Source organism: Mesorhizobium sp. 113-1-2 (genome assembly GCF_016756475.1).
Taxonomy (GTDB): Bacteria; Pseudomonadota; Alphaproteobacteria; order Rhizobiales; family Rhizobiaceae; genus Mesorhizobium; species Mesorhizobium loti_C.
The window spans coordinates 4014160-4038725 of record NZ_AP023242.1; the positions used below are offsets into that span (position 1 = coordinate 4014160).

25 protein-coding genes and 1 tRNA gene are annotated in these 24566 nt (G+C 62.2%); 18 read left to right on the plus strand and 8 right to left on the minus strand.

All coding sequences use genetic code 11. The features are described 5' to 3' along the window. The first annotated feature begins 1 nt into the window (after position 1). The 9 genes from nuoH to JN279_RS19500 all read left to right on the plus strand — a co-directional run bounded on the left by nuoH (position 2) and on the right by JN279_RS19500 (position 10179). Positions 2-1045 carry an NADH-quinone oxidoreductase subunit NuoH gene (nuoH, locus tag JN279_RS19460; protein ID WP_064988281.1) on the plus strand — a complete coding sequence of 348 codons (1044 nt, stop codon included), beginning with the start codon at positions 2-4 and terminating at the stop codon, positions 1043-1045. Beyond that, positions 1045-1536, plus strand: a complete 492-nt coding sequence (gene nuoI / locus JN279_RS19465) for an NADH-quinone oxidoreductase subunit NuoI (protein WP_096447170.1) — start codon at positions 1045-1047, stop codon at positions 1534-1536. Before nuoH ends, nuoI begins: the two co-directional genes overlap by 1 nt. 234 nt (positions 1537-1770) lie before the next feature. After that, positions 1771-2391, plus strand: coding sequence for an NADH-quinone oxidoreductase subunit J (locus JN279_RS19470; RefSeq protein ID WP_095204088.1), 621 nt, complete (start codon positions 1771-1773; stop codon positions 2389-2391). Between the two features lies 1 nt (position 2392). Next, positions 2393-2701 (plus strand): NADH-quinone oxidoreductase subunit NuoK, encoded by a 309-nt coding sequence (gene nuoK, locus JN279_RS19475; RefSeq protein ID WP_095809415.1) that lies wholly within the window; start codon positions 2393-2395, stop codon positions 2699-2701. Between the two features lie 10 nt (positions 2702-2711). Next, positions 2712-4685: an NADH-quinone oxidoreductase subunit L gene (gene nuoL, locus JN279_RS19480; protein ID WP_202350002.1), complete on the plus strand. Its 1974-nt coding sequence runs from the start codon at positions 2712-2714 to the stop codon at positions 4683-4685. Further along, on the plus strand, positions 4685-6193 hold the full coding sequence (locus JN279_RS19485; protein WP_202350003.1) for an NADH-quinone oxidoreductase subunit M: 1509 nt from the start codon (positions 4685-4687) through the stop codon (positions 6191-6193). The genes nuoL and JN279_RS19485 overlap by 1 nt, the downstream gene beginning before the upstream one ends. 18 nt (positions 6194-6211) lie before the next feature. Beyond that, positions 6212-7648 carry an NADH-quinone oxidoreductase subunit NuoN gene (gene nuoN, locus JN279_RS19490; RefSeq protein ID WP_202350004.1) on the plus strand — a complete coding sequence of 479 codons (1437 nt, stop codon included), beginning with the start codon at positions 6212-6214 and terminating at the stop codon, positions 7646-7648. A gap of 4 nt (positions 7649-7652) precedes the next feature. Next, on the plus strand, positions 7653-8474 hold the full coding sequence (locus tag JN279_RS19495; protein WP_202350005.1) for a biotin--[acetyl-CoA-carboxylase] ligase: 822 nt from the start codon (positions 7653-7655) through the stop codon (positions 8472-8474). A gap of 34 nt (positions 8475-8508) precedes the next feature. Beyond that, a complete protein-coding gene (locus JN279_RS19500; RefSeq protein ID WP_096447160.1) occupies positions 8509-10179 on the plus strand; it encodes a ribonuclease J in 1671 nt (556 codons plus the stop codon). Between the two features lie 9 nt (positions 10180-10188). On the opposite strand, the gene JN279_RS19505 is transcribed toward JN279_RS19500, so the two are convergent. Further along, on the minus strand, positions 10189-10983 hold the full coding sequence (locus tag JN279_RS19505) for an MBL fold metallo-hydrolase (protein WP_244734036.1): 795 nt from the start codon (positions 10981-10983) through the stop codon (positions 10189-10191). A 227-nt stretch (positions 10984-11210) separates the two neighbouring features. Here JN279_RS19505 and mce point away from each other — a divergent pair, with 227 nt between their 5' ends. Further along, positions 11211-11615, plus strand: coding sequence for a methylmalonyl-CoA epimerase (gene mce, locus JN279_RS19510; protein WP_202350007.1), 405 nt, complete (start codon positions 11211-11213; stop codon positions 11613-11615). Continuing rightward, complete coding sequence (locus JN279_RS19515) at positions 11612-11896, plus strand: DUF1467 family protein (RefSeq protein WP_010910093.1); 285 nt, start codon at positions 11612-11614, stop codon at positions 11894-11896. The genes mce and JN279_RS19515 overlap by 4 nt, the downstream gene beginning before the upstream one ends. 295 nt (positions 11897-12191) lie before the next feature. On the opposite strand, the gene JN279_RS19520 is transcribed toward JN279_RS19515, so the two are convergent. After that, entirely contained in the window at positions 12192-12542 is a 351-nt protein-coding gene (locus JN279_RS19520; RefSeq protein ID WP_096447154.1) for a hypothetical protein, read from the minus strand. On the opposite strand from JN279_RS19520, the gene proS reads away from it, so the two are divergent. The 4 genes from proS to JN279_RS19540 all read left to right on the plus strand — a co-directional run bounded on the left by proS (position 12541) and on the right by JN279_RS19540 (position 16246). Then, complete coding sequence (gene proS / locus JN279_RS19525; protein WP_096447152.1) at positions 12541-13869, plus strand: proline--tRNA ligase; 1329 nt, start codon at positions 12541-12543, stop codon at positions 13867-13869. The two genes, JN279_RS19520 and proS, sit on opposite strands and share 2 nt — an antisense overlap. Beyond that, positions 13866-15152, plus strand: a complete 1287-nt coding sequence (locus JN279_RS19530; protein ID WP_183460549.1) for a lipoprotein-releasing ABC transporter permease subunit — start codon at positions 13866-13868, stop codon at positions 15150-15152. Before proS ends, JN279_RS19530 begins: the two co-directional genes overlap by 4 nt. Then, positions 15149-15832, plus strand: a complete 684-nt coding sequence (locus JN279_RS19535) for an ABC transporter ATP-binding protein (protein WP_202353763.1) — start codon at positions 15149-15151, stop codon at positions 15830-15832. Before JN279_RS19530 ends, JN279_RS19535 begins: the two co-directional genes overlap by 4 nt. A gap of 120 nt (positions 15833-15952) precedes the next feature. Further along, the gene (locus tag JN279_RS19540; protein WP_096447146.1) at positions 15953-16246 is read left to right on the plus strand and encodes a GYD domain-containing protein; all 294 of its coding nucleotides are present in this window, start codon (positions 15953-15955) and stop codon (positions 16244-16246) included. Between the two features lie 174 nt (positions 16247-16420). On the opposite strand, the gene JN279_RS19545 is transcribed toward JN279_RS19540, so the two are convergent. After that, on the minus strand, positions 16421-17179 hold the full coding sequence (locus JN279_RS19545; protein WP_202350008.1) for a tetratricopeptide repeat protein: 759 nt from the start codon (positions 17177-17179) through the stop codon (positions 16421-16423). A gap of 260 nt (positions 17180-17439) precedes the next feature. On the opposite strand from JN279_RS19545, the gene JN279_RS19550 reads away from it, so the two are divergent. Both JN279_RS19550 and JN279_RS19555 read left to right on the plus strand, forming a co-directional pair. After that, a complete protein-coding gene (locus JN279_RS19550) occupies positions 17440-17592 on the plus strand; it encodes a hypothetical protein (protein ID WP_202350009.1) in 153 nt (50 codons plus the stop codon). Between the two features lie 385 nt (positions 17593-17977). Next, entirely contained in the window at positions 17978-19228 is a 1251-nt protein-coding gene (locus JN279_RS19555; protein ID WP_202350010.1) for a site-2 protease family protein, read from the plus strand. Positions 19229-19250: 22 nt separating this feature from the next. Here the strand turns inward: JN279_RS19555 and lipB are convergent, their stop codons facing one another. Next, positions 19251-19994 (minus strand): lipoyl(octanoyl) transferase LipB, encoded by a 744-nt coding sequence (lipB, locus tag JN279_RS19560; RefSeq protein WP_202350011.1) that lies wholly within the window; start codon positions 19992-19994, stop codon positions 19251-19253. Between the two features lie 188 nt (positions 19995-20182). On the opposite strand from lipB, the gene JN279_RS19565 reads away from it, so the two are divergent. Then, positions 20183-20267 (plus strand) — tRNA-Leu (locus JN279_RS19565). 78 nt (positions 20268-20345) lie between these two features. Here JN279_RS19565 and JN279_RS19570 read toward each other — a convergent pair. The 4 genes from JN279_RS19570 to JN279_RS19585 all read right to left on the minus strand — a co-directional run bounded on the left by JN279_RS19570 (position 20346) and on the right by JN279_RS19585 (position 24417). After that, positions 20346-21671 carry a sensor histidine kinase gene (locus JN279_RS19570; protein WP_202350012.1) on the minus strand — a complete coding sequence of 442 codons (1326 nt, stop codon included), beginning with the start codon at positions 21669-21671 and terminating at the stop codon, positions 20346-20348. Next, positions 21668-22435 (minus strand): response regulator, encoded by a 768-nt coding sequence (locus tag JN279_RS19575; RefSeq protein ID WP_202353764.1) that lies wholly within the window; start codon positions 22433-22435, stop codon positions 21668-21670. The genes JN279_RS19570 and JN279_RS19575 overlap by 4 nt, the downstream gene beginning before the upstream one ends. A gap of 17 nt (positions 22436-22452) precedes the next feature. Continuing rightward, the gene (locus tag JN279_RS19580) at positions 22453-23313 is read right to left on the minus strand and encodes a MipA/OmpV family protein (RefSeq protein ID WP_202350013.1); all 861 of its coding nucleotides are present in this window, start codon (positions 23311-23313) and stop codon (positions 22453-22455) included. A gap of 141 nt (positions 23314-23454) precedes the next feature. Further along, the gene (locus JN279_RS19585) at positions 23455-24417 is read right to left on the minus strand and encodes an AraC family transcriptional regulator (RefSeq protein WP_202350014.1); all 963 of its coding nucleotides are present in this window, start codon (positions 24415-24417) and stop codon (positions 23455-23457) included. Between the last annotated feature and the right edge of the window lie 149 nt (positions 24418-24566).

Consider the following 24566-nt stretch of genomic DNA (forward strand, 5'->3'; position numbering starts at 1 on the left):
CATGGACACCTTCTTCTCCTTCTACGTGCTGCCGGCGCTGCTGATCCTCTTGAAGTCGGTCGTGCTGATCGTGGTGCTGCTGGTCTTCGTCGCCTACATCCTCTACGCCGATCGCAAGATCTGGGCGGCGGTGCAGTTGCGCCGTGGCCCGAATGTCGTCGGCCCCTGGGGCACGCTGCAGGCTTTCGCCGATCTGTTGAAATTCGTCTTCAAGGAACCGGTCATCCCGTCCGGCGCCAACAAGGGCGTTTTCCTGCTGGCGCCGCTGGTGTCGGCGGTGCTGGCGATCTCGGCCTGGGCGGTCATTCCGGTCAACCAGGGTTGGGCGATCGCCAACGTCAATGTCGGCATCCTCTATGTCTTCGCCATCTCCTCGCTCGAGGTCTATGGCGTGATCATGGGCGGCTGGGCGTCCAACTCGAAATATCCGTTCCTCGGCGCGCTGCGTTCGGCGGCGCAGATGGTGTCCTACGAAGTCTCGATCGGCTTCGTCATCGTTACCGTGCTGCTCACCGCCGGTTCGCTCAACCTCAGCGATATCGTGCTGTCGCAGCAGGGTGGGCTTGGTACGCGGCTTGGCCTGCCCAACACGTTCCTCGACTGGAACTGGCTGGCGCTGTTCCCGATGTTCATCATCTTCTTCATTTCGGCGCTGGCCGAGACGAACCGGCCGCCTTTCGATCTGGTGGAAGCCGAATCGGAGCTGGTCGCCGGCCACATGGTCGAATATTCGTCGACGCCGTTCCTGCTGTTCTTCCTCGGCGAATATGTCGCCATCGTCCTGATGTGCGCGCTGGCCACCATCCTGTTCCTCGGCGGCTGGCTGCCGCCCTTCGACTTCGCGCCCTTCACCTGGGTGCCCGGCGTCATCTGGTTCGTGCTGAAGGTGTGCTTCGTGTTCTTCGGCATCTCCATGGTGAAGGCCTTCGTGCCGCGCTACCGCTACGACCAGCTGATGCGGCTGGGCTGGAAAGTGTTCCTGCCGATCTCGCTGTTCATGGTGGTCGCCACCGCAGCCTTCCTCAAGATCACGGGGTTTGCGTGATGTCCGCTCTCGGCCAAGCCGCCAAATCGCTGCTGCTGCAGGATTTCGTCAGCGCCTTCTTCCTGTCGATGCGCCAGTTCTTCGCGCCGAAGGAGACGATCAACTATCCGCACGAGAAGGGGCCTACCAGCCCGCGCTTCCGGGGCGAGCATGCACTGCGCCGTTATCCCAATGGCGAGGAACGCTGCATCGCCTGCAAATTGTGCGAAGCAATCTGCCCGGCGCAGGCCATCACCATCGAGGCCGGCCCGCGCCGCAATGACGGCACGCGCCGCACGGTGCGTTATGACATCGACATGGTGAAGTGCATCTATTGTGGCTTCTGCCAGGAAGCCTGCCCGGTCGACGCCATCGTGGAGGGGCCGAATTTCGAGTTCGCGACGGAGACGCGCGAGGAACTCTACTACGACAAGGACAAGCTGCTGGCGAATGGCGACCGGTGGGAGCGCGAACTGGCGCGCAACATCTCGCTGGATGCGCCGTACCGCTGATATTTGACGCATGGACGGGGCGAGGGGCCTCGTCCAGAGGATGACCCCGAAAAGTTGCAGACTTTTCGGACCAGATCATCCTCCGGATGAAAAGAGTGTCGCATGTTTCTTTCGATCGGGTCTTTCAACCCGATCGGAACATGCGATAGGAACACGCAACTTGACGACCGGAGGCGGTCGCAGAAATCAAACAGGACGAACGTCCTGTTTGGACAGGAACCCGGGGGAACCCCAATGCTGAGTGGACTAGAGGCGGCCTTCTTCTACCTCTTCGCCTTTGTCGCCGTGGCGTCGGCGTTCATGGTCATTTCGTCGCGCAACCCCGTGCATTCGGTGCTGTTCCTGATCCTGACCTTCTTCAACGCCGCCGGCCTGTTCATGCTGACCGGCGCCGAGTTCCTGGCGATGATCCTGCTCGTCGTCTATGTCGGCGCGGTCATGGTGCTGTTCCTGTTCGTCGTCATGATGCTCGACGTCGATTTCGCCGAGATGAAGGAAGGCGCCCTGCAATACGCGCCGATCGGCGCGCTGGTCGGGCTGATCCTGGCGGCGGAGCTGATCGTGGTGCTGGGCGGCTACACATTCGCACCGAAGCTGGCCGCGACGGTTTCGAAGCCTATTCCCGATCTCGCCGCGCGCTCGAACACGGCCGCACTCGGCGACATCCTCTATACCGACTACCTCTACTACTTCCAGATTTCGGGCCTCATCCTGCTGGTCGCCATGATCGGCGCCATCGTGCTGACGCTGCGCCACAAGGAAGGGGTCAAGCGGCAGTCGATCGCAGCCCAGGTCGGCCGCACGCCGGCCACCGGCATGGAAATCCGCAAGGTCAAGTCGGGCGAAGGAGTCTGAGATGGTCGTCGGCATCGCGCATTATCTGACCGTATCGGCGATCCTGTTCACGCTCGGCGTGTTCGGCATCTTCCTGAACCGCAGGAACATCATCGTCATCCTGATGTCGGTCGAGCTCATCCTGCTCGCGGTCAACATCAATTTCGTCGCCTTTTCGGCGGCGCTGCATGACCTCGTCGGCCAGGTGTTCGCGCTGTTCGTGCTGACGGTCGCTGCCGCCGAGGCTGCCATCGGACTTGCCATTCTCGTCGTCTTCTTCCGCAACCGCGGCTCGATCGCGGTCGAAGACGTGAACCAGATGAAGGGTTGACGGAACCACCATGTATCAGGCCATCGTCTTCCTTCCACTGCTCGGCTTCCTGATCGTCGGCCTGTTCGGCACGTCGCTCGGCGCCAAGGCGTCCGAATACATCACCTCCGGCTTCCTGGTGTTTTCGGCTGTGCTGTCGTGGGTTGCTTTCTTCAGCGTCGGCTTCGGCCATGGCGAGGTGTTTACCGTGCCGGTGCTGCACTGGATCCAGTCCGGCGGGCTGGACGTCTCCTGGGCATTGCGGATCGATACGCTGACGGTGGTGATGCTGGTGGTGGTCAACACCGTCTCGGCGCTGGTCCACATCTATTCGATCGGCTACATGCACCACGATCCGAACCGGCCGCGCTTCTTCGCCTATCTGTCGCTGTTCACCTTCGCCATGCTGATGCTGGTGACCGCCGACAATCTGGTGCAGATGTTCTTCGGCTGGGAAGGCGTGGGTCTGGCGTCCTACCTGCTGATCGGCTTCTGGTACAAGAAGCCGTCGGCCAATGCCGCGGCGATCAAGGCCTTCGTCGTCAACCGTGTCGGTGATTTCGGTTTCGCGCTGGGCATTTTCGGCGTGTTCGTGCTGTTCGGCTCGGTCAATCTCGGCACCATCTTCGCCAACGCGGCGACGTTCATTCCGGCCGAAGGCGCGCCGCAAGGGGCGGCCGTGCTGACCTTCCTTGGCCATGCGCTGGACAAGCAGACGGCGATGACCGTCGTGTGCCTGTTGCTGTTCATGGGTGCCATGGGCAAGTCGGCGCAGGTGCCGCTGCACACCTGGCTGCCGGACGCCATGGAAGGCCCGACGCCGGTCTCGGCGCTCATCCATGCCGCCACCATGGTGACGGCGGGCGTGTTCATGCTGGCACGGCTGTCGCCGCTGTTCGAATTGTCGCATTCGGCGCTGACAGTTGTCACCTTCATCGGTGCCTTCACCGCCTTCTTCGCGGCGACCGTCGGTCTCGTGCAAAACGACATCAAACGCGTCATCGCCTATTCGACCTGCTCGCAGCTCGGCTACATGTTCGTGGCGCTCGGCGTCGGCGCCTATGGCGCGGCGATCTTCCATCTGTTCACGCACGCCTTCTTCAAGGCGCTGCTGTTCCTCGGCTCGGGCTCGGTCATCCATGCCGTCTCCGATGAGCAGGACATGCGCAAGATGGGTGGCCTACGGAAGCTTATCCCGACCACCTACTGGATGATGGTGATCGGCACGCTGGCGCTGACAGGCGTCGGCATTCCGGTGACCGTCATCGGCACCGCCGGCTTCTTCTCCAAGGACGCGATCATCGAAAGCGCCTTTGCCGGACATAACTCGGTCGCCGGCTTTGCCTTCATCCTGCTGGTCATCGCCGCCTGCTTCACCTCCTTCTATTCCTGGCGGCTGATCTTCATGACCTTCCACGGCGAGCCGCGGGCGAGCCATGAGGTGATGCATCATGTGCATGAATCGCCGCCGGTGATGCTGGTGCCGCTGTTCATCCTGGCCGCCGGGGCGCTGTTTGCCGGCATCATCTTCCACAATTCGTTTATCGGCGAAGGCTATGCCGAGTTCTGGAAGGCGTCGCTGTTCACACTGCCGGACAACCACATCCTGCACGACATCGAAGAACTGCCGCTGTGGGTCGAGCTGTCGCCGTTCATCGCCATGCTGATCGGCTTCGCGCTGGCCTGGAAGTTCTACATCCGCTCGCCGGAAATGCCGGTGACCCTTGCGAAGCAGAATCGCGGGCTCTACGCCTTCCTGCTCAACAAGTGGTATTTCGACGAGCTTTACGACTTCCTGTTCGTTGGCCCGGCCAAGCGCCTCGGCCATTTCCTGTGGAAGACCGGTGACGGCACCATTATCGACGGGCTCGGGCCGGACGGCATTTCGGCGCGCGTCGTCGATGTTACCAACCGCGTGGTCAAGCTGCAGACCGGCTACCTCTATCACTATGCCTTCGCCATGCTGATCGGCGTTGCCGCACTCGTCACCTGGATGATGCTCTGATGACCGCCTGGTCCAATCTTCTCTCGCTGGTCACCTTCCTGCCGCTGGTGGGTGTGCTGCTGATCCTGTTCATCAGGGATGACAGCGAAAACGCGCGCCGCAACATCCGCGCCATCGCGTTGTTGACGACGACGTTCACCTTCATCATCTCGCTGTTTATCTGGACCGGCTTCGACAATTCGCAGGCCGGCTTCCAGTTCGTCGAGAAATACGCCTGGCTCGACTCCGGCATTTCCTACCATATGGGTGTCGACGGCATTTCCATGTTGTTCGTCATCCTGACGACCTTCCTGATGCCGCTCTGCATCCTGGCGTCGTGGGAAGCGATCGAGAAGCGCGTCAAGGCCTACATGATCGCCTTCCTGCTGCTCGAGACGCTGATGATCGGCGTGTTCTGCGCACTGGACATCGTGCTGTTCTACGTTTTCTTCGAAGCCGGCCTGATCCCGATGTTCATCATCATCGGCGTCTGGGGCGGCAAGCGGCGCGTCTATGCCTCGTTCAAGTTCTTCCTCTATACGCTTGCCGGTTCGGTGCTGATGCTGCTTGCCATCATGGCGATGTTCTATCAGTCCGGCACGACCGACATCCCGACGCTGTTGACGCACAGCTTCCCGGCCAACATGCAGACATGGCTATGGCTCGCTTTCTTCGCCTCCTTCGCGGTGAAGATGCCGATGTGGCCGGTCCATACCTGGCTGCCGGACGCCCACGTCGAGGCGCCGACAGCCGGCTCCGTGATCCTGGCTGCCATCCTCCTGAAGATGGGCGGGTACGGCTTCCTGCGCTTCTCGCTGCCGATGTTCCCGTTGGCGTCCGAAATGTTCGCGCCGCTGGTGTTCACGCTGTCGGTCGTCGCCATCATCTACACCTCGCTGGTGGCGCTGATGCAGGAGGATATGAAGAAGCTGATCGCCTATTCGTCTGTCGCCCATATGGGCTTCGTCACCATGGGCATCTTCGCCATGAACCAGGAAGGCGTGCAGGGCGCGATCTTCCAGATGCTCAGCCACGGCCTCGTCTCCGGCGCGCTGTTCCTGTGCGTCGGCGTCATCTACGACCGCATGCATACGCGTGAGATCGCGGCCTATGGCGGCCTGGTCAACAACATGCCGAAATACGCCACCGTGTTCATGGTCTTCACCATGGCCAATGTCGGCCTGCCGGGCACGTCAGGCTTCGTCGGCGAGTTCCTGACCATGCTCGGCGTGTTCCGGGTCAACACCTGGGTGGCATTCTTCGCCGCCACCGGCGTCATCCTGTCGGCGGCCTACGCGCTCTGGCTCTACCGCCGGGTGATCTTCGGCGCGCTGACCAAGGACAGCCTGAAGGGGCTGCTCGACCTGTCGGCGCGCGAGAAGGCGATCATCTACCCGCTGGTCGTGCTGGTCATCTTCTTCGGCGTCTATCCCGCTCCCGTCTTCGATGCGACGGCCCAATCGGTCAAGTCGCTCGTCACCAATGTCACCGCATCCATCGGCGCCGCGCAGACCGCGGCGGCGAACTGACCAGAGGTTTTGCGAACCATGACGCCGGACCTTCTCTCCAGCCTGTCGCTCTCGACGCCCGAGCTGATCCTTGCCATCGGCGCGCTCGCGCTGCTGATGGTTGGCGCCTATTCGCGCGCCAACACCGCCAACACCGTGACCGGCCTTGCCGTGGCCGTGCTGGTGGTCGCCGGCGCCTGGCTGATCTTTTCCACCGGGCTGGGCAGCGCCTATGGCAATGCCTTTATCCAGGATCCGTTCTCCCGCTTCATGAAGGTGCTGGCGCTGGTCGGCTCGGCGGTGACGCTGGTCATGTCGATGCGCTTTGCCAAGGCGGAGCATTTCGACAAGTTCGAATATCCGGTGCTGATCCTGCTGTGCACGCTGGGCATGATGCTGATGATCTCGGCCAACGGCATGATCGGGCTCTATCTCGGGCTCGAACTGCAGTCGCTGGCAATCTACGTGCTGGCGGCGATCAACCGCGACAATCTGCGTTCGACTGAAGCCGGCCTGAAATACTTCGTCCTTGGCGCGCTGTCGTCGGGCATGCTGCTTTATGGCATCAGCCTGGTCTATGGCTACACCGGCAACACCGGCTTCCAGGAAATCGCCTCAGCACTTGGCAGCGGCGAGCGCCAGCTCGGCCTTGTTGTCGGCCTGGTCTTCGTGCTGGCCGGTCTTGCCTTCAAGATCTCGGCGGTGCCGTTCCATATGTGGACGCCCGACGTCTATGAGGGCGCGCCGACGCCAGTGACGGCTTTCCTTGCAGCGGCACCGAAGATGGCGGCGATGGCGCTGATCGTGCGCGTCACCATGGGCGCGTTCAAGCCGATCGCCGCCGACTGGCAGCAGATCATCGTCTTCATCTCGATCGCCTCGATGGCGCTCGGCGCCTTTGCCGCGATCGGCCAGACCAACATCAAGCGCCTGATGGCCTATTCCTCGATCGGCCATATGGGCTACGCGCTGGTCGGCCTTGCCGCCAACAGCCAGGCCGGCGTGCGTGGTGTTGCCATCTACATGCTGATCTATCTGGTGATGACGCTCGGCACCTTCGCCTTCATCCTCGCCATGCGGCGCAAGGAAGGCAATGTCGAACAGATCAGCGACCTGGCCGGACTTGCCTTGACCAATCCGATCATGGCGACGATTCTCACCATCCTGATGTTCTCGCTGGCCGGCATCCCGCCGCTCGCCGGCTTCTGGGGGAAGTGGTATGTCTTCCTCGCAGCCATCAACGCCAACCTCTACGCGCTGGCGATCATTGGCGTGCTGGCCTCGGTGGTGGGTGCCTATTACTATCTGCGCATCATCAAGATCATGTGGTTTGATGAACCGGTCGGCGGCTTCGTACCGATGGCCAGTGAACTGCGCCTCGTGCTCGGCGTCTCCGGCGCCTTCGTGCTGTTCTATGTGCTGATCGGCGGGCCGATCGGTACCTATGCCGAAGCCGCCGCCAAGACATTTTTCTGACGGGATGGCATTTCGGCTGGCTCCAACCTCGGCGTCGGAAGGGTTCCGGCTTGAGGCCCATGACAGTATCGGTTCCACCAACACGGTGGCGCTGGACCACGCAAGGGCAGGCGACCCGGGCAGGCTATGGGTCGTTTCCAAAAAACAGGAAAGCGGGCGTGGCCGGCGCGGCCGCGCCTGGGTGTCGCCCGAAGGCAATCTGGCGGCGACCTTGCTCGTCGTCACCGGCGGTGAGCTTCGCCTGGCCGCGACGCTGGGTTTTGTCGCCGGCCTGTCGCTTGCCGATGCGCTCGACGCGGTTGTGCCAAAGGGCAGGATCGCCATCGGACTGGATGGCGCAAGCCAGGGACAAAACCGTTTCGAGCTGAAATGGCCGAACGACGTGCTTGCTTCCGGCGCCAAGCTCGCCGGCATCCTGCTGGAGTCGGCGATACTGGATGGCGGTCGCTTCGCGGTCGCGGTCGGCATCGGCGTCAATGTGGTGGCGCATCCAACGGATTTGCCTTATCCCGCGACATCGCTGCGAACTCTGGGCGCGACATGCGATGCCGAAACGCTGTTCCTGGCGCTGTCGGATGCCTGGAGCGAGAATGCCCGCCTGTGGGATGAAGGGCGCGGTCTTGCCGCGGTCAGGCGGCGCTGGCTGGCGCGCGCGGCGGGGCTTGGCGGCGAGGTTGCCGTCAGAATTGACGGTAATGTGGTGCGTGGCGTGTTCGAGACCATTGACGAGGACTGCCGTTTCGTGATCCGCGACGATGAGGGGACTGTCCTGACGATCGCCGCCGGCGATGTGCATTTCGGCGCTGTGGCGTCCGCACGGGTATAATGGGCTTGGCCTGATGGCCAGGAAGGGAAAAATCATGGCGAAAGCGGAAAACGCCGAACTCGTCTTCGTGCCGCTCGGCGGCGTCGGCGAGATCGGCATGAACTTCGCCCTCTACGGCTACGGCCCGCCGAGCGCGCGCGAATGGATCGTCATCGATGTCGGTGTCACCTTTCCCGACGCGGCGCATCCGGGCGTAGACCTGATCCTGCCCGATACGCGCTTCATCGAGGAGAATCTCGCCAATCTGCGCGGCATCATCATCACCCACGCGCATGAAGACCATTACGGCGCGCTGCTCGACACCTGGCCGAAGCTGAAGGCGCCTGTGTGGATGACGCCGTTCAGCGCCGGGCTGCTGGAAGCCAAGCGGCAAGGCGAGCAGGGCGCACCGAAAATCCCGCTGACGATCTACCGGGCGGGCGAGAAATTCACCGTCGGCCCCTTCGAGATCGAAGCCATTCCAGTGGCGCACTCTATTCCTGAGCCGATGTCGCTGGCGATCACCTCGCCGGCCGGCACCGTCATCCACACTGGCGACTGGAAGATCGATCCTGAGCCGACGATCGGACCCAAGACAGACGAGGCGCGTTTCCGGGCCTATGGCGACAAGGGCGTGCTGGCGCTGATCTGCGATTCGACCAATGCCTTGCGCGAAGGCGAATCGCCTTCGGAAGTTGCCGTCGGCGAGGGCCTCAAGGGCGTCATCCAGGCCGCCAAGGGCCGCGTCGCCGTCACCACCTTCTCCTCCAATGTCGGGCGTATCGTCTCCATCGCCAAGGCGGCGCGCGATGCCGGCCGTCAATGCCTGGTGCTTGGCCGCTCGCTGAAGCGGGTCATCGATGTCGCCGACGAGCTTGGCTATATGGACGGCCTGCCGGAATTCATCGCCGAGGAGGATTTCGGCTTCATCCCGCGCGAGAACCTGGTCATCATCTGCACCGGCAGCCAAGGCGAGCCGCTGGCGGCGCTGGCGAAGCTGTCGCGCGAAGAGATGAAGTCGGTGTCGCTGACGGCGGGTGACACGGTGGTGTTTTCCTCGCGCACCATTCCCGGCAATGAGAAGGCGATCCTCGAGATCAAGAACCGCTTGATTGATCTCGGCATCAAGATCATCGAGGATGGCGACGCGCTGGTGCATGTCTCCGGCCATCCCCGGCGCAGCGAGTTGCGCAAGATGTATGAATGGGTGCGGCCGCAGATCGGTGTTCCCGTGCATGGCGAGGCGGCGCATCTGGTGGCACAGGGCTCGCTGATGTCGACCTCCGGCATCGGCCAAGTGGCGCAGGTGCGCGACGGCGATATGCTGCGACTTGCTCCCGGCCCCGCCACCATCATCGACCAGGTGCCGTTCGGCCGCATCTACAAGGACGGCAACCTGATCGGCACCGACCAGGCGATGGGCATTCGCGACCGGCGCAAACTGTCCTTTGCCGGCCATGTCGCGGTCAATGTCGTGCTCGACGACAAATACGAGCTCGCCGGCGACCCCGACCTGGTCGCCATCGGCGTCGCCGAGGCGGATGCCAGCGGCGAGACTCTTGAGGACCTGATGATCGACGCGGCCGTCGGTGCGGTGGACTCGATTCCCCGCCAGCGGCGAAAGGACCTCGACCTCGTGCAGGAAGCAGTGCGTCGCGCGGTGCGCGGCGCCGCCAATGAAGCCTGGGGCAAGAAGCCGCTGGTGACGGTGTTCGTCACCAGGTGAGGGCGAGAGCTAGACGTTCAGCTGATAGCTGACCGGAAGCCAGCGAAAAGAACCGTTCTCCGACTCGATGTGGCCCAGGCCCGGAAATGGCATGTGGTGGCCGGCCACCAGCAGGCGCTGTTCGGCGGCCATCTTCAGCAGGCGCTTGCGGGTCTCGACCGCCTGTTCCTTGTCGTCATCGAAATCGGCATGCCATTCCGGCTGCTGGATGGACACGACATAGTGCAGGAAGGCGTCCGACCAGATCAGCAATTTCTGGCCGTCGCTTTCGACGAGAAACGCCAGGAGACCAGGGGAATGGCCTGACGCGTCGATGGCGGTGATGCCCGGCAGAACCTCGTTTCCGGGCGCCACGAAAGTTGCCCGGCCGGCCAGCCCGGTACAGATCTGCCTGAACAGATCGCGGTTGGCCAATCTGGCCTCGCGGACCGCGGTTCCCTCGGTCCAGAAAGCGAATTCAGCCGCGCCGAATACATAGCGTGCCCGGGAGAAAACGGGTTCGCCATTCCTGACGAGCCCGCCGATATGGTCCGGGTGGCCGTGCGTGATGACCACCACATCGATATCATCAGGCCCAAGCCCAAGGTCCCGCAAACAGTCCAGCAGTGAACTGTCTGCATCTCCGCATCCGGTGTCGAACAGGACCTTTTGGGCTCCGGTGTCGATCAGCGTCGGGATGAAACAATGCTCGTATCGATCCTGGTCGATGAAGTTCGAAACCGCGAGTTCGAGCACGGCGGCTGGCAACTGTCCGGTCGCGAAGGCCGATGCAAGATTGTCTCTGATATCGACGGCGTCAAGCAAGGCAGCAATCTTGAATGAACCGAGATCGAAGGTGAAAACGCGGGCGCGGGTGGGGCGGATGCAAGACATTGCCGTTTGTACTTTGCGGTTGCCGGTCGGACCAGCCTCGATCGTGATTCGGGAGGATGTCACCAAAGTGCGACAGTGCGCGCCTCGTGGATGGCTGTTGATCTCAGCCGATTTGACGTATGACGCGAGCCATTGGACAGAGGAGAGATAGGTCGGACATGCTCGGACGGCTGAACCATGTCGCGCTTGCGGTGCCGGATCTGGCCGCCGCCGTTGCTGCTTACCGCAACACGCTTGGCGCCGAAGTGACGGAGCCGCAGGCTTTGCCGGAGCATGGTGTCACCGTGGTGTTCGTCAATGTCGGCAACACCAAGATCGAATTGCTGGAACCGTTGGGCGAGGGCTCGCCGATCGCCGCTTTCCTGGCGAAGAGCCCGTCCGGCGGCATGCATCATCTCTGCTACGAGGTCGACGACATCCTGGCCGCGCGCGATCAGCTCAAGGCCGCCGGTGCCCGCGTGCTGGGCGACGGCAATCCCAAGATCGGCGCGCATGGCAAGCCGGTGCTGTTCCTGCATCCGAAGGATTTCTTCGGCACGCTGATCGAACTGGAGCAATCATGAGCTGGGTTTCGTTCACCGCCCTGTTTTTCGCGACCTGGTGGGTGGTGCTGTTTGCCGTGCTGCCGTTCAGCGTCCGCACACAGGATGACGATCATGACGTGACGCTGGGCACGGTTCCAAGCGCGCCGCGCGGACCGCATATGCTGCGCGCAGTGATCCGCACGACCATCGCCACGGCGATTCTGATGGGCATTTTCTATGGCCTGACGCACGGGCTGGGATACAGCCTCAACGACATCCCCCACATCGTGCCGGATTTCGGCCAGACCCCGGCAAAGTAGATCGCTCGGCGAGGGCGCTCTTGCCGCATCGGAGCGCCGCGGAAGGGGATCGGATTGCCGTCACATCCGGCGACCGTACGCCTGTTGACGCAAGGTCATGCATCGTGGCAACTCGCCGCGCTAACCAGATGATTGCACAAAAAAAATGCAAGGCACGAGGCCTTGCAATTAAACGCGTCCGATCTGTTTCCGGTTTCCGGCGGCAGCGAATAACCGCGCCTAGATCGCATCCTCCCAAGACTTTGACCGCGTAGGAGAGCAGATTTTTCTCCGCCCTCTCGGTTATCGCGGCACACTAGCCTAAGCCGAATGAAAATGTCACGAAGAATTTTGCCTCGAAACAGGCATTCTCGTGCTGCACTGCACAATAGTATGGCATGCTTTGCTTTCGAAACGACCACAGAGCCTTTGCGGCATGTCCTGAATTGACGCGCGCAAAGAATTGGCGGCCAAGTCCGAAGACGTTCGCTATGCTCAATCGCCGGCGCGGCTGATCCTGGAAACCGAAGGATTCCGGGCCGTAACGCGCTGATGTGCCGCCATGTCCGGGTTTCCATTCCGCCATGAAATGGCTATGAAGCCGGGTCAAGCAAGCCTGCGTCGCGCCGATTCTGGCGTGGCCGTTCTCATTCACGGACCAGTCCATGCGTTTGTCGCGCTATTTCCTGCCCATCCTCAAAGAAAATCCGCGTGAGGCCGAGATCGTCTCGCACCGGCTGATGCTGCGTGCCGGCATGATCCGCCAGCAGGGGCAGGGCAGCTTCTCCTGGCTGCCACTTGGCAAGCGGGTGCTGGACAAGGTCTGCCAGATCATCCGCGAGGAGCAGAACCGCGCCGGTGCGCTGGAAATCCTGATGCCGACCATCCAGTCGGCCGATCTGTGGCGCGAAAGCGGCCGCTACAACGACTATGGCAAGGAGATGCTGCGCATCAAGGATCGCCAGGATCGCGACATGCTCTACGGTCCGACCAACGAGGAAATGGTCACCGAGATTTTCCGCGCCTATGTGAAGTCCTACAAGGATTTGCCGCTGAACCTCTACCACATCCAGTGGAAGTTCCGCGATGAGGTGCGGCCGCGCTTCGGCGTCATGCGTTCGCGCGAGTTCCTGATGAAGGACGCCTATTCCTTCGACCTCGATTTCGAGGGCGCGAGGGCTGCCTACAACAGGATGTTCGTCTCCTACCTCAGGACGTTCACGCGCATGGGCCTGCAGGCGATTCCGATGCGCGCCGACACCGGGCCGATCGGCGGTGACCTCAGCCACGAATTCATCATCCTGGCCGATACCGGCGAGAGCCAGGTTTTCTGCCATCGCGACTATCTTTCGCTTGCCGTGCCCGACGCCAATACCGACTTCGCCAATGACGGCGAGATATCCGATATCGTCAAGACGTGGACGACGCCATACGCCGCCACCGACGAGATGCATGACGAGGCGGCCTGGGAAAAGGTCCCCGAGAGCGACAAGGTTTCGGCACGCGGCATCGAGGTTGGCCACATCTTCCATTTCGGCGAGAAGTACTCCAAGCCGATGGGTGCCAAGGTGACCGGACCTGACGGCAAGGATCATTTCGCCTCCGGCGGTTCCTACGGCATCGGCCCGTCGCGGCTGGTCGCCGCGATCATCGAAGCCAGCCACGACGAGAACGGCATCATCTGGCCGGACGCCGTGGCGCCGTTCGACATCGGCCTGATCAACATGAAAGTGGGCGACGCCGACTGCGACCGCGTCAGCGATGAGCTTAATGCCGCGTTCACCGCCGCCGGCAAGGATGTGCTTTACGACGACACCGACCAGCGGCCGGGCGGCAAGTTCGCCACCGCCGACCTGATCGGGCTGCCTTGGCAAGTGATCGTCGGGCCGCGCGGCGTGGCTGCCGGCGAGGTCGAGATCAAGAATCGCAAGACCGGCGAGCGCGTGACGCTGCCGATCGCCGATGCGAAAAAACGCTTCGGTGTCGCCGCATGAGCGAGGCGGCGGCGACAAGATCGGCGGGCGCCGGCCCGTTCTCCTTCTTCGAGCGCACAGTTGCCTGGCGCTATCTGCGTTCGCGGCGCAAGGAGACGGTGATCTCAGTCATCGCCTCGATCTCCTTCCTCGGCATCATGTTAGGGGTGGCGACGCTGATCGTCGTCATGGCCGTGATGAACGGGTTCCGCGCCGAGCTGTTGACGCGCATCCTCGGCGTCAACGGCCATCTGATCGTTCAGCCGCTCGATTCGCCGCTTGAGGACTACGCCCAGGTCGCCGGCCGCATCAATGGCGTGCCCGGCGTCAAATACGCCATCCCGCTGATCGACGGCCAGGTGCTGGCGCAAGGCAATGTCGGCGGCGGCACGGGCGCGCTCGTGCGCGGGATACGCGGCGAAGACCTCGGCAAGATCGCCATCGTCGCCAACAACATCAAGCAGGGTTCGCTCGCCGGTTTCGACTCGGGTGAGGGCGTCGCCATCGGCAAGCGCATGGCCGAGAATCTCGGCCTGACGCTCGGCGACACCATTACGCTGATCTCTCCTGATGGCGACGTCACGCCGATTGGCACGACGCCGCGTATGAAGGGCTACAAGATTTCGGCGATCTTCGAAGTCGGCATGTCGGAATATGACACTTCCATCGTCTACATGCCGTTCTCCGAAGCGCAGCTCTATTTCAACATGGATGGCCGCGCGCAGACGATCGAGATCTATGTCGACAATCCCGACAATGTCGACGCGCTGAAACCGAAGGTGGAGGAGGCGGCGCAACGGCCCATCGACATGGTCGACTGGCGCCAGCGCAACGAGACCTTCTTTTCCGCCCTGCAGGTCGAACGCAACGTCATGTTCATGATCCTGACGCTGATCGTGCTGGTGGCGGCGCTCAACATCATTTCCGGACTGATCATGCTGGTGAAGGACAAGGGGCACGACATTGCCATCCTGCGCACCATGGGCGCCTCGCGCGGGGCGATCCTGCGCATCTTCCTGATGACAGGGGCGGCGATCGGGGTGACGGGTACGCTCGCCGGCGTGCTGCTCGGCGTGGTCATCTGCACCAACATCGAATCGATCCGCCAGTTCTTCTCCTGGATGACCGGCAAGGTGCTGTTCAACCCGGAGCTCTATTTCCTCAGCCAACTGCCGGCCAAGATGGATCCGCGCGAGACGACCTATGTCATCATCATGGCGCTCGGCCTGTCCTTCCTGGCGACGGTGTTTCCGGCATGGCGGGCAGCCCGCCTCGATCCGGTCGAAGCCTTGAGGTACGAATAGTGGCCGAGGTCATTATCGAACTGAAGAGCGTCGAGCGGCACTATGTCCAGGGGCCGCGCAAGCTCACCATCCTGAACGGCGCCGATTTTTCGTTGAAGCGCGGCGAGATGGTGGCGCTGGTGGCGCCGTCCGGCACCGGCAAGTCGACGCTGCTGCACACGGCTGGCCTGCTGGAACGCCCCGACGCCGGCGACGTGATCCTGTCCGGCCGGGCCTGCGGGCGGCTGTCCGACGACGAGCGCACGTCGATCCGCCGCAACGATGTCGGCTTCGTCTACCAGTTCCATCACCTGCTGCCGGAGTTTTCCGCGCTGGAAAACATCATGATGCCGCAGCTGATCAAGGGCCTGCCGCGCAAGGAAGCGGCCGAGCGCGCCGCGCAACTGCTCGACTACATGCAGATCGGCAAGCGCGCCTCGCACCGGCCGTCCGAACTCTCCGGCGGCGAGCAACAGCGCGTCGCCATTGCCCGCGCCGTCGCCAACGCCCCGCTGGTGTTGCTGGCCGACGAGCCGACCGGCAATCTCGACCCGGTCACCGCCTCCTATGTCTTCGAGGCGCTGGGCGCGCTGGTCAAGCAATCGGGCCTCGCGGCGCTGATCGCCACCCACAACCACGAGCTGGCATCGCGCATGGACCGGCGCGTTACGCTCGCCGACGGCAAGGTTGTCCCTTTGTAGGCTGCGCTATGGCGCGTCTGGCCGCCTGTGGTTCGCACACCCGTCTCGTGTTATCGTAGGCTCCGGGAGACGGCGGACGCGCCGTGAGTGCCCGCCCGCTCCCTACTGTGGGAGGAACGAATGGCTTACTACGTACTGCTGTCGAATTTCACAGATCAAGGTATCAAGACCATAAAGGATACGCAGAAGCGTGCTGAGGCCTTCAAGGCGATGGCCGGCAAGAGCGGTGTCAAGGTTCACACCCTGTTGTGGACGCTTGGCCAGCATGATGTCGTAGCGATTGCCGAAGCGGACGACGACATTGCTGCGACGGCACTAGCCCTGTCGATCGCATCGCTGGGCAACATCAGAACTCAGACACTGAGGGCGTTCGACACGGCAGATATGGCCAAGATAATGGCAAAGATGGCCTGACAGGTCTTGTGCTGCCTTGCGCGGGTGATCGAAGCCGGCGCCATGGGGCGGAGGAAATATTGTGCCTTGGCTGGCAGTAGCCTGTCGCTCATATGGGGCAGCGGCAATTGGCTGCGCCAGCCCCTTCAAATGGCATAGGCCTTATGGCGTCCTGGCTGGTCGCAGCGGCTCGCATCAAGGCGTTGAAGGCTTCCTGCCTGCGGCAGGCTTAATGGTGGCAATCGCAGTCGCGACTTCCGGATCGTTGGGAACCGCCCGGCTGTAGGCGAGAAGATCGCCTGCCGCGGCGTTGGGATCACCAAGGGCGAGGTGCGTCATACCGCGCTGCTTGAGGGCGGGCAGATTGCCGGGGTCTTGGGCAATGGCGCGAGAAAGGTCCTCGATGGCCTCACTTGTACGGCCGGCTTCCGCCTTGATTCTCGCACGCTCAACGATGAACCCCGGATTGTTGGGGTTGAGGGAAATTGCCTGGTCGAAATCGCTCAAAGCTGCAGCAAACTGTTTCAGGTCTTCAAAAACAAGCCCTCGGCTGTGATAGACAAAGGCTTTGTGCGGCGCCAAGTGTACCGCGCGGTTGGCGTCCGCGAGAGCCTCTTGAAAAAGGCCGAGGGATCGCAGGGCGACCGTGCGATTGTCGACATAGCCAGCCACGGTCGGATGCGCCACGATGAGGCGCGAGAAATCCTTGACGGCTTCGGAGAATATTCCGAGTTGCATCAGCGCGTTGCCCCTTCGAAGAAGAAGGCGATCGGTCATCTCTCCGCTAGGTCTGCCTCTCAATGCAATCGAGCAATAACGCAACCTGTCGTTCGGTGTCTTCGAATGAATGCAGCGCTCCACGTCAGCGTTGGCGGCCTTTGCGTCCGAAGTGCTGATAAGGAACGCGGCCTGGATCAGGCCTATCGCCAAAACTCCGCAAATCCGCCACGCCATCACGGGTACTCCCCTCAGCCATTGGCGAAATATCACGAGAAATTTGCCAATGACGAGGGTACTTTCATGAGAAGGATGCATTGTCCTCCCCCAAAATCGCGGGGGAGATGAACAAGCGACCGAAGGTCGGCGCCGTTCTCGGGCGGGGCGTTGGGGTTGGATGGCGGAGAGCAGGTCCACCACACCAGACCCTCGTGCAACCGGCCCGCGGAACCGCTTAGGCGTGATATTGTGTGGGCACTCGCTGGTCGGAGGCCGCCGTGAAAAAGATCATTCTCGGGGTTGCGGCATTGCTCTTCTTGGTAGTCATCCTGGCGACCGTCTATTCATTGATCTTCGGCTGCCCGCATGGCGGTTCATACCGGTGCGAGCAAGGCTTCAACCGGGAAGTCTGTGGATGCCCGCAATCGTAACCTTCGCGGCGCTGCTCGGGGATGGCCTGCCTCGTGAGGTCAATAGCAGCTTCACTCGCCTCCCAGCGAGCGGTTAACCTTTTACTAACCGTCCCAAATTCCCGTCCTATCACCATATCTCTGCGGGCGTTGACATTGAAACAAAATTAGAACAAATTGCGAACATATCAACAACAGGAGAGAGTTATGACCGATCTGGTTCAGGATGTCATCTCGCTGGTTTGCATGAGCACATTCCTCATTTCCATGGCGATCTGGATCGGCGCCATGTGATTTGGCGGCTCTCGCCGCCTTGGTTTCCGGCGGGCGAAAACCGCTCCGCCGTTAAACCTTTCTTGCCGCCGCGACGCTAGGGTAGCTCCTCTAAGGCAGGAGCAATGTCCAGGTGTCGCCCATCGTCACGGCCATTCTGGTGGCCAGCAATCTCGGGCTGATCTTTCTCTTGATGACCGTGCCGCTTGGTTTGCGCACGGTCAGGATGAGCCGCGCGATTGCGATGGACCGCCAGCGCCTCTGGCAGGCGCTGTGGCCGCTTGGCAGCGATGCCGGCTGGTCCGGCGAGATCCTGTCGGCCCAGCCGCTGGACGGGGAGGGCGTGTCCCGCATCATGCTGTCGTGGGAAGGCCGCGACGGCAAGCCGATCGAACGCAGGGCGCGGTTTGAAGACGTCGTCGAGGGCAGCCGCTTCGCCATGCGCGTCCTCGAGGATACCGCGCTCGATGGCTCGTTCTGGAAAGACTATCGCGAAACCGCCGAGCTCGTCTCCGAAGGCAGCGGCACGCGGGTGACGCTCAGCCAGACGGATCGTTACCGCGGCGTTGCCTTTCTGGTGTTTCGGTACTTCGCCATGCGCCGCGAGCTGTCCAAGCTGCAGCGCTGGGCGGTAACCGGACAGTACCGCAAGGGCGGCTGGTTCGAGCATCCGCTGAGCCAGGTCGGCTTTGCCGTGCTGTCGGCATTGATCCTGTGGCCGTTCTTCGGTCTCCATCTCGGCGGCTTGGCGCTGGCCGCGATCCTCACCTCGGTCGTGGCCCTGCACGAGCTCGGCCATATGGCGGCGTTCCGGCTGATGGGCCATCGCAGGGCGCGGATGATCTTCATTCCGCTGCTCGGCGGCATCGCCATTGGCGGCCGGCCCTATAACAGCCGTTTCGAAGTGGCCTTCGTGGCGCTGATGGGGGCGGGTTTTTCCGCCTTCCTGGTGCCGATTGTCATTGCTGCCAGCACGTTTGCCGGCAACGAGGGGCACAAGGCCGCAGCCGCGCTGCTGGCGGCGCTGGCAGGCTGTGCGGCCCTGTTCAACATCGCCAATCTGGTGCCGGTGTGGAAGTTCGATGGCGGCCAGGTTCTGCGCCAGATCTGCCCGGGGCCGGTCGTGCTGGCGCTGGCCTCGTTCTTCCTGCTTTCCGTCTTCCTGGCACTCGGCCGACAGGCAGGCTTCTCCTCCGGCTTTCTAATCGTGGCGGGAGCGGTCTTTTCGATCCTCAGCCTGCTCACTGTCGGCAGCGGCGTGAAGCCGCGCTACGAGTTGGAGCCAATCCGCACCATTGACCGCTTCGCCATCGCCGGCGCGCTGCTGGCGGTGTTCACCATTCATGGCTGCGGTGTGTTGTGGGCGTCGGCGCAATTGCTTTGAGCTCGTGTTGAGCCCGAAAGGTTCAGCCGGCCTTGCGTGTCGCTTGGATAGGCAAGGCGGTCGCTGCACCGAACACATCCTCAAAGGCTGATTTCAGCGCCAGATCAAGGTCGGCCATTGTTACGGGCAGGCCGAGGTCGACGAGGCTGGTGACGCCGTGGTCCTGCACACCGCAGGGCACGATGCCGCCGAAATGCTCGAGCTCCGGCTCGACATTGATGGCGATGCCGTGAAAGCTCACCCAGCGCCGCAGCCTTATGCCGATTGCCGCGATCTTGTCTTCGGCCGGCGAGCCGTCCGGCAGGGCAGGGCGATCGGGCCGCACCACCCAGACGCCAACCCGGTCCTCGCGCCGTTCGCCGCGCACGTTGAAGGTGGCGAGCGTGCCGATGATCCACTGTTCGAGCGCGGCGACGAAGGCGCGCACATCCTCGCGCCGCCGCTTCAGGTCGAGCATGACATAGGCGACCCGCTGGCCGGGTCCATGATAGGTGTATTCGCCGCCGCGCCCGGCCGAAAAGACCGGAAAGCGATCAGGATCGATCAGGTCCTCGATGCGGGCGCTGGTGCCGGCGGTGTAGAGCGGGGGATGTTCGACCAGCCAGACCATTTCGCCGGCGGCTCCGCTGCGGATCGCCTCGGCGCGGGCTTCCATGAAGGCCAGCGCATCGGGATAGGCCGTGAGGCCAGGCTCAATGCGCCACTCGACCGGTGCCGAACCGGGGAGCGGCAGGAACGACGTGGCGATCTGGCTGCGTTCAGTCATGGGTTTTCGTTTTTTCGCTTGTGCACACCATATGGCGATATCGCGCGCAAACGTCCAGTTCAGGCGGTGTTTTCCAATCCTGTGGACCATTGTGCCAATCGCTGGATATTATTGCGTGCGGCGCACTTGTTTCGCCGGAAACGATTTGCTACACGCCGCGAGCCGGTCGGTTCCGGCTCCTACCACGTGCGGTCGTGGCGGAATTGGTAGACGCGCAGCGTTGAGGTCGCTGTGGGGCAACCCGTGGAAGTTCGAGTCTTCTCGACCGCACCAAAATTCCTGAAGCAAGCCTTCGGACGCCTTGAAGTAACCTCCGGCGATCATCAGACCCTGAGTATAGCGCCGGCCGCTCTATTGCGGCTGGACCTCGGGTCCATTCGGCAGATCGACGGTCACGACGAGGCCGGTTGGCTGGTTGTCGTGCAACTCGATTTTGCCGCCATGGCCCTGGATGATGTCAGCCACGATCGAGAGGCCCAGGCCGAAACCGTGCTTCGAGGCAACGCCGCGTGACATATCCTCCTTGAAGAAGGGTTCGAAAACGCGGGAGCGTGCCGTCATCGAAATGCCTGGTCCGTCGTCGCCCACCGCGATGCGCGCCGCCGTGTCGGTCTGTGTCAATGCGACGGTGACGTTGCCGGCGAATTTGACCCCGTTGTCGCACAGATTGGTGATGGCGCGCGCCAGCGCGTTGGGCTTGCACCAGCCCGGAAGCCTGTCCGGCCCTGAATAGGAAACCGAAAACCCGACATCGGAGAATTCGGCGCAGACAGTTTGCAGCACGCTGGCTATATCGGCCCGCTGCAGCTTTTCCGTCGAGACGTCGTTGCGCAGATAGGTCAGAGTCTCGTCGATCAGATCTTCGATGTGCCTGATATCGGACAATATGGCGGTTCGAACGGGGCCGTCATCCATGCGCTCGGCGCGAAGCCGAAGCCGCGTCAAGGGTGTGCGCAGATCATGGCTGACGCTGCGCAGCATGCGCGTGCGGTTCTCGATCATGGTGCGGATACGCGTTCTCATCCTGTTCAGCGCGCGTGCCAGGCCGATCATTTCGATGGAGCCGCGTTCGGCGAAAAGCTCGTTGCCATTCTCGATCTCGGCCTCTCCCACTGCCGCCGAGATGCGCTTCAACGGCTCCGTCACGGCCCAGACCGCAAACAGCCAGATCAGCACGGGCAAGGCGATGAAAGCCATGAACCTGTAGAACGAGACGCGGACGAAGCCTGATGTCAGCCAGGAATCGGGCATGCCGAAATGCGCCAGGACGCTCTGCTGGTCCAGATCGATAACAAACGCGTATTGGCCGCCGATCCTTATCCAGCGTCCAGCGATCGAGCTGCTCTCGATCTGGAGAAGCCATGTGATGCTTCGCCATTGCAGATAGGAATCCGGAATATTGCTGATCTGTTGCCTGGGCAGGATCTTGAAATCAAAGCCGGCGCGCGTTGCCGCGGCCAGAACAGCGCCGCGGGCCTCAGTTGGTGTTTGGCGCAACAAGGCAGCGACAGTTGCAGCCCGCCTGGCGCTATCTTCCACGACGGGGAGGTCGACATTCTCGATCAAACCTTCGAAGGCCGATCCGGCGGACATGATCACGATCACGGCCATGAAAATGATCGCCGCGAACTGCCCGCGCACCGACTGCGGCAGGAAGCGGCGGACCAGATCCCTCACGCTTCCTCCACCGTGGCAGTGAAGATGTAACCACCCAGCCGCACAGTCTTGAGAAGAACCGGATCGCGCGCATCCTTTTCGATCTTCTGGCGGATCCGGCTGACATGGACGTCGACGCTTCGCTCGATCGGGCCGGCAAGCCCGGCATGGGTGACGCTCAGAAGCTCCTCGCGCGACAGAACCCGGCCTGCATTGCGGCAGAACGCCAGCAGCAGATCGAATTCATGCGTCGTGGTCGCAACCCGCGCATTGCTGGGATCATGCAATTGCCGGCGAACGGGATCGAGGCGCCAGCCGTTGAACCGAAGCACCTTCGTGCGGTCGCGTTCGTCGGGAGCGTAGGCCGTGCGGCGCAGCAACGCCCTTATTCTTGCCGTCAGTTCGCGCGCGCTGAACGGTTTGGTCACGTAGTCGTCGGCGCCGATCTCCAGCCCGAAGATACGATCGATTTCCTCGCCAAGGGCGGTCAGCATCAGGATCGGAACGTTCGTTTGCGTGCGAAGCCGGCGGCAGATGCTGAGGCCGTTCTCGCCAGGCAGCATGATATCGAGCACGATCAGATCGAATTTCTGGTTGCGAAGCGCGGCGTTCATCCGCACGCCATTGCTGGCGACTTCCACGATCATGCCGTTTTCCGCGAGCGTCTCGCCCAGCATGCGCGCGATCTCGATATCGTCTTCGACAATGAGGATGTGCGGGCCTTGCCTCGGCGATTTGAACTCGGCGTTCAGATCGATCCGGCTGGAGCTTACCGCGGCCTGCATTGCATTATGTGTGGGCATCAAAACCGATATCCGACGAGAAGCATCCCCGAGGGCTGGACCTTGCCGACGACAACAGGGCTGTCGGCAGCGTCCCCCATAAGAATGCCGACCCCCGCCTGGCCACGCACCATCCAGTTGTGATTGAGCATATATGTGGCGGAAATCGAAAAATCGGCGCGCTTCAACCCCGCGCCGGCGTTGTATTGGGCCAGCCCCGAGCGAGCCGATTGTTCCGGCGTGACGCCGAAATAGGCCTGCATGTATTTCTCGTCGGCGAAGACGACCGATGCGCCGGCGCCGACCATCCATGACGGGGACAGAGGCTGGGTCACCTCGATGCCAAGCGTACCCTCCATCCCCTCGCTGCCGCCAATGGTCTTGTCCAGCTGCGCGAAGATTTCGGCCGGGCCGAACTTCATCGCCGCCTTGGCGCCGACGATGGCGCCGATGTCGACATCCCCCAGGCCGCGCAAATGATCGGAATCGTCTTCCTTGCGGCCCATGTCATAGCCAAGGCGCGCGCTGAATTCGAACGGTCCTTGCTCATAGAGGGCGATGTTGGCGCCCGTCGGGTCGATTCTCACCGTGTCGAGGAATGTCGCCGATATGAAAGGCACCGGCATGACCTTGAACTCGTTGCTGCCCTCATATTTGGGGACGATGATGGCGCCGCCGCCCAGGACGACATGCCAGTCGGCCAGTTTCTGTTCGAAGCGTCCGAAGCGCGAAGGATCGGGCGGCGGGGTCGAATCCCCGGTATCGGTGGCGGTATCGACGGCAATGGCGTCCGCCGCCTGCACGATCTCCGTTGAAAACAGGATTGCCATCGCCGCGAGGGAGGCCCGGCCGGCGAAGAGTCCAGAAACCATTTTGAACATGCATGCTCCAGAGCAGCGGGGCAGTAAGAGCCCCCGATGCTCGGACTATTTCAGGCGAAGATGGCTGCATGCGTGAAGTGATGTTAAGTTTTGTTGCGCAATCTTGGCCTGATCTTGTCGCGCGACGACAAGCGCGGGAGGTCAATCGACGACTTCTGCTTCCAGATCGTTCCCTTGCTTCCGGCCACCGTCAGAGCGGCGAAATGCTCGGTAGCGGCCAGGCGATAGCCCATGATGTCGATGGAACAGCTTCGAAAACGCGGCCGGGGTCTCGTAGCCGACACGGGTCGCAATCCGTGCAATCGCCTCGTCGCTTGTCTCGAGCAGAAATGCGGCCTCCGACATCCGGCGTGAGATCAGATAACGGTACATGGGCTCGCCAACGAGCCTCGTGAAGCGAGCCGAAAACGCCGACCGGCCAAGCCCCACGCTTTGCCCGAGCTCGCCAAGCGTCCAGGGCCGATCCGGTCGTTCGTGGATCAACTGAAGGGCCGGTCCTATGTGCGGGTCCGCCATCGCCCCCAGCCACCCACCTTCTCCGGGGCCGAGCGACTTGATCCAGCTTCGCAACACCTCAACGAAGAGCACTTCAGTCAGACGTGACAGCGCGACGCCTTGTCCGGGACGCTCGAACGCCGCCTCGCTCACCATGCGTTGCAGAATCGCCTCGAGCCATCCGCCGTCTTCCGTCGGCTTCAGGAGAAGCAGGGGTGGAAGCAATTCCAAAACGCTGCCGCGCGACGGCCGCGCCACAGTGAAATTACCACAGATCATCGTCGCGAGCGGCTGCTCGCCGCCTCCGTGACGAATGAGGCCAAGACGTCCGGCCAGCCGATCAATGTCGACAATCGGCAACGGCTCCGTCCGGCTATCCGAGTAGATCACATGGGGCTCGCCACGCGTGACGACGACAAAGTCGCCCTCGCTCATGTGGAGTTCTTGTCCCTTTTCGAGCGCGAGGGTAGCCGAGCCACGGCTGAGATAGTGGAACAGGGCATAGGGGCGCCTCGGCAACGCGACATTCCAGGGATGACCGAGCTCGAAGTGGAACAGCAAGGTTCCGCCCAGGCGAACGCGATCGAGCACTTCAGCGAGGATGTCCATCGTCCCGATGTTAATACGACGGACGGTCAGACACAATATTCGGACGATTGAGGCCTAACGTCCAAACACTCCACGTACTAGTTGATCGCAAGTCGAGCCAACAGGTCGCGCGGCAACCATCACCCGAACGGCGGATGGGAGAGCCGCGA

What these genes read in the sequence shown, in the direction of transcription:
- nuoH (WP_064988281.1), top strand. Translation starts at nt 2, where the DNA reads ATGGACACCTTCTTCTCCTTCTACGTGCTGCCGGCGCTGCTGATCCTC.
- nuoI (WP_096447170.1), top strand. Translation starts at nt 1,045, where the DNA reads ATGTCCGCTCTCGGCCAAGCCGCCAAATCGCTGCTGCTGCAGGATTTC.
- JN279_RS19470 (WP_095204088.1), top strand. Translation starts at nt 1,771, where the DNA reads ATGCTGAGTGGACTAGAGGCGGCCTTCTTCTACCTCTTCGCCTTTGTC.
- nuoK (WP_095809415.1), top strand. Translation starts at nt 2,393, where the DNA reads ATGGTCGTCGGCATCGCGCATTATCTGACCGTATCGGCGATCCTGTTC.
- nuoL (WP_202350002.1), top strand. Translation starts at nt 2,712, where the DNA reads ATGTATCAGGCCATCGTCTTCCTTCCACTGCTCGGCTTCCTGATCGTC.
- JN279_RS19485 (WP_202350003.1), top strand. Translation starts at nt 4,685, where the DNA reads ATGACCGCCTGGTCCAATCTTCTCTCGCTGGTCACCTTCCTGCCGCTG.
- nuoN (WP_202350004.1), top strand. Translation starts at nt 6,212, where the DNA reads ATGACGCCGGACCTTCTCTCCAGCCTGTCGCTCTCGACGCCCGAGCTG.
- JN279_RS19495 (WP_202350005.1), top strand. Translation starts at nt 7,653, where the DNA reads ATGGCATTTCGGCTGGCTCCAACCTCGGCGTCGGAAGGGTTCCGGCTT.
- JN279_RS19500 (WP_096447160.1), top strand. Translation starts at nt 8,509, where the DNA reads ATGGCGAAAGCGGAAAACGCCGAACTCGTCTTCGTGCCGCTCGGCGGC.
- mce (WP_202350007.1), top strand. Translation starts at nt 11,211, where the DNA reads ATGCTCGGACGGCTGAACCATGTCGCGCTTGCGGTGCCGGATCTGGCC.
- JN279_RS19515 (WP_010910093.1), top strand. Translation starts at nt 11,612, where the DNA reads ATGAGCTGGGTTTCGTTCACCGCCCTGTTTTTCGCGACCTGGTGGGTG.
- proS (WP_096447152.1), top strand. Translation starts at nt 12,541, where the DNA reads ATGCGTTTGTCGCGCTATTTCCTGCCCATCCTCAAAGAAAATCCGCGT.
- JN279_RS19520 (WP_096447154.1), bottom strand. Translation starts at nt 12,542, where the DNA reads ATGGACTGGTCCGTGAATGAGAACGGCCACGCCAGAATCGGCGCGACG.
- JN279_RS19530 (WP_183460549.1), top strand. Translation starts at nt 13,866, where the DNA reads ATGAGCGAGGCGGCGGCGACAAGATCGGCGGGCGCCGGCCCGTTCTCC.
- JN279_RS19540 (WP_096447146.1), top strand. Translation starts at nt 15,953, where the DNA reads ATGGCTTACTACGTACTGCTGTCGAATTTCACAGATCAAGGTATCAAG.
- JN279_RS19545 (WP_202350008.1), bottom strand. Translation starts at nt 17,179, where the DNA reads ATGGCGTGGCGGATTTGCGGAGTTTTGGCGATAGGCCTGATCCAGGCC.
- lipB (WP_202350011.1), bottom strand. Translation starts at nt 19,994, where the DNA reads ATGACTGAACGCAGCCAGATCGCCACGTCGTTCCTGCCGCTCCCCGGT.
- JN279_RS19575 (WP_202353764.1), bottom strand. Translation starts at nt 22,435, where the DNA reads ATGCAGGCCGCGGTAAGCTCCAGCCGGATCGATCTGAACGCCGAGTTC.
- JN279_RS19580 (WP_202350013.1), bottom strand. Translation starts at nt 23,313, where the DNA reads ATGTTCAAAATGGTTTCTGGACTCTTCGCCGGCCGGGCCTCCCTCGCG.
- JN279_RS19585 (WP_202350014.1), bottom strand. Translation starts at nt 24,417, where the DNA reads ATGGACATCCTCGCTGAAGTGCTCGATCGCGTTCGCCTGGGCGGAACC.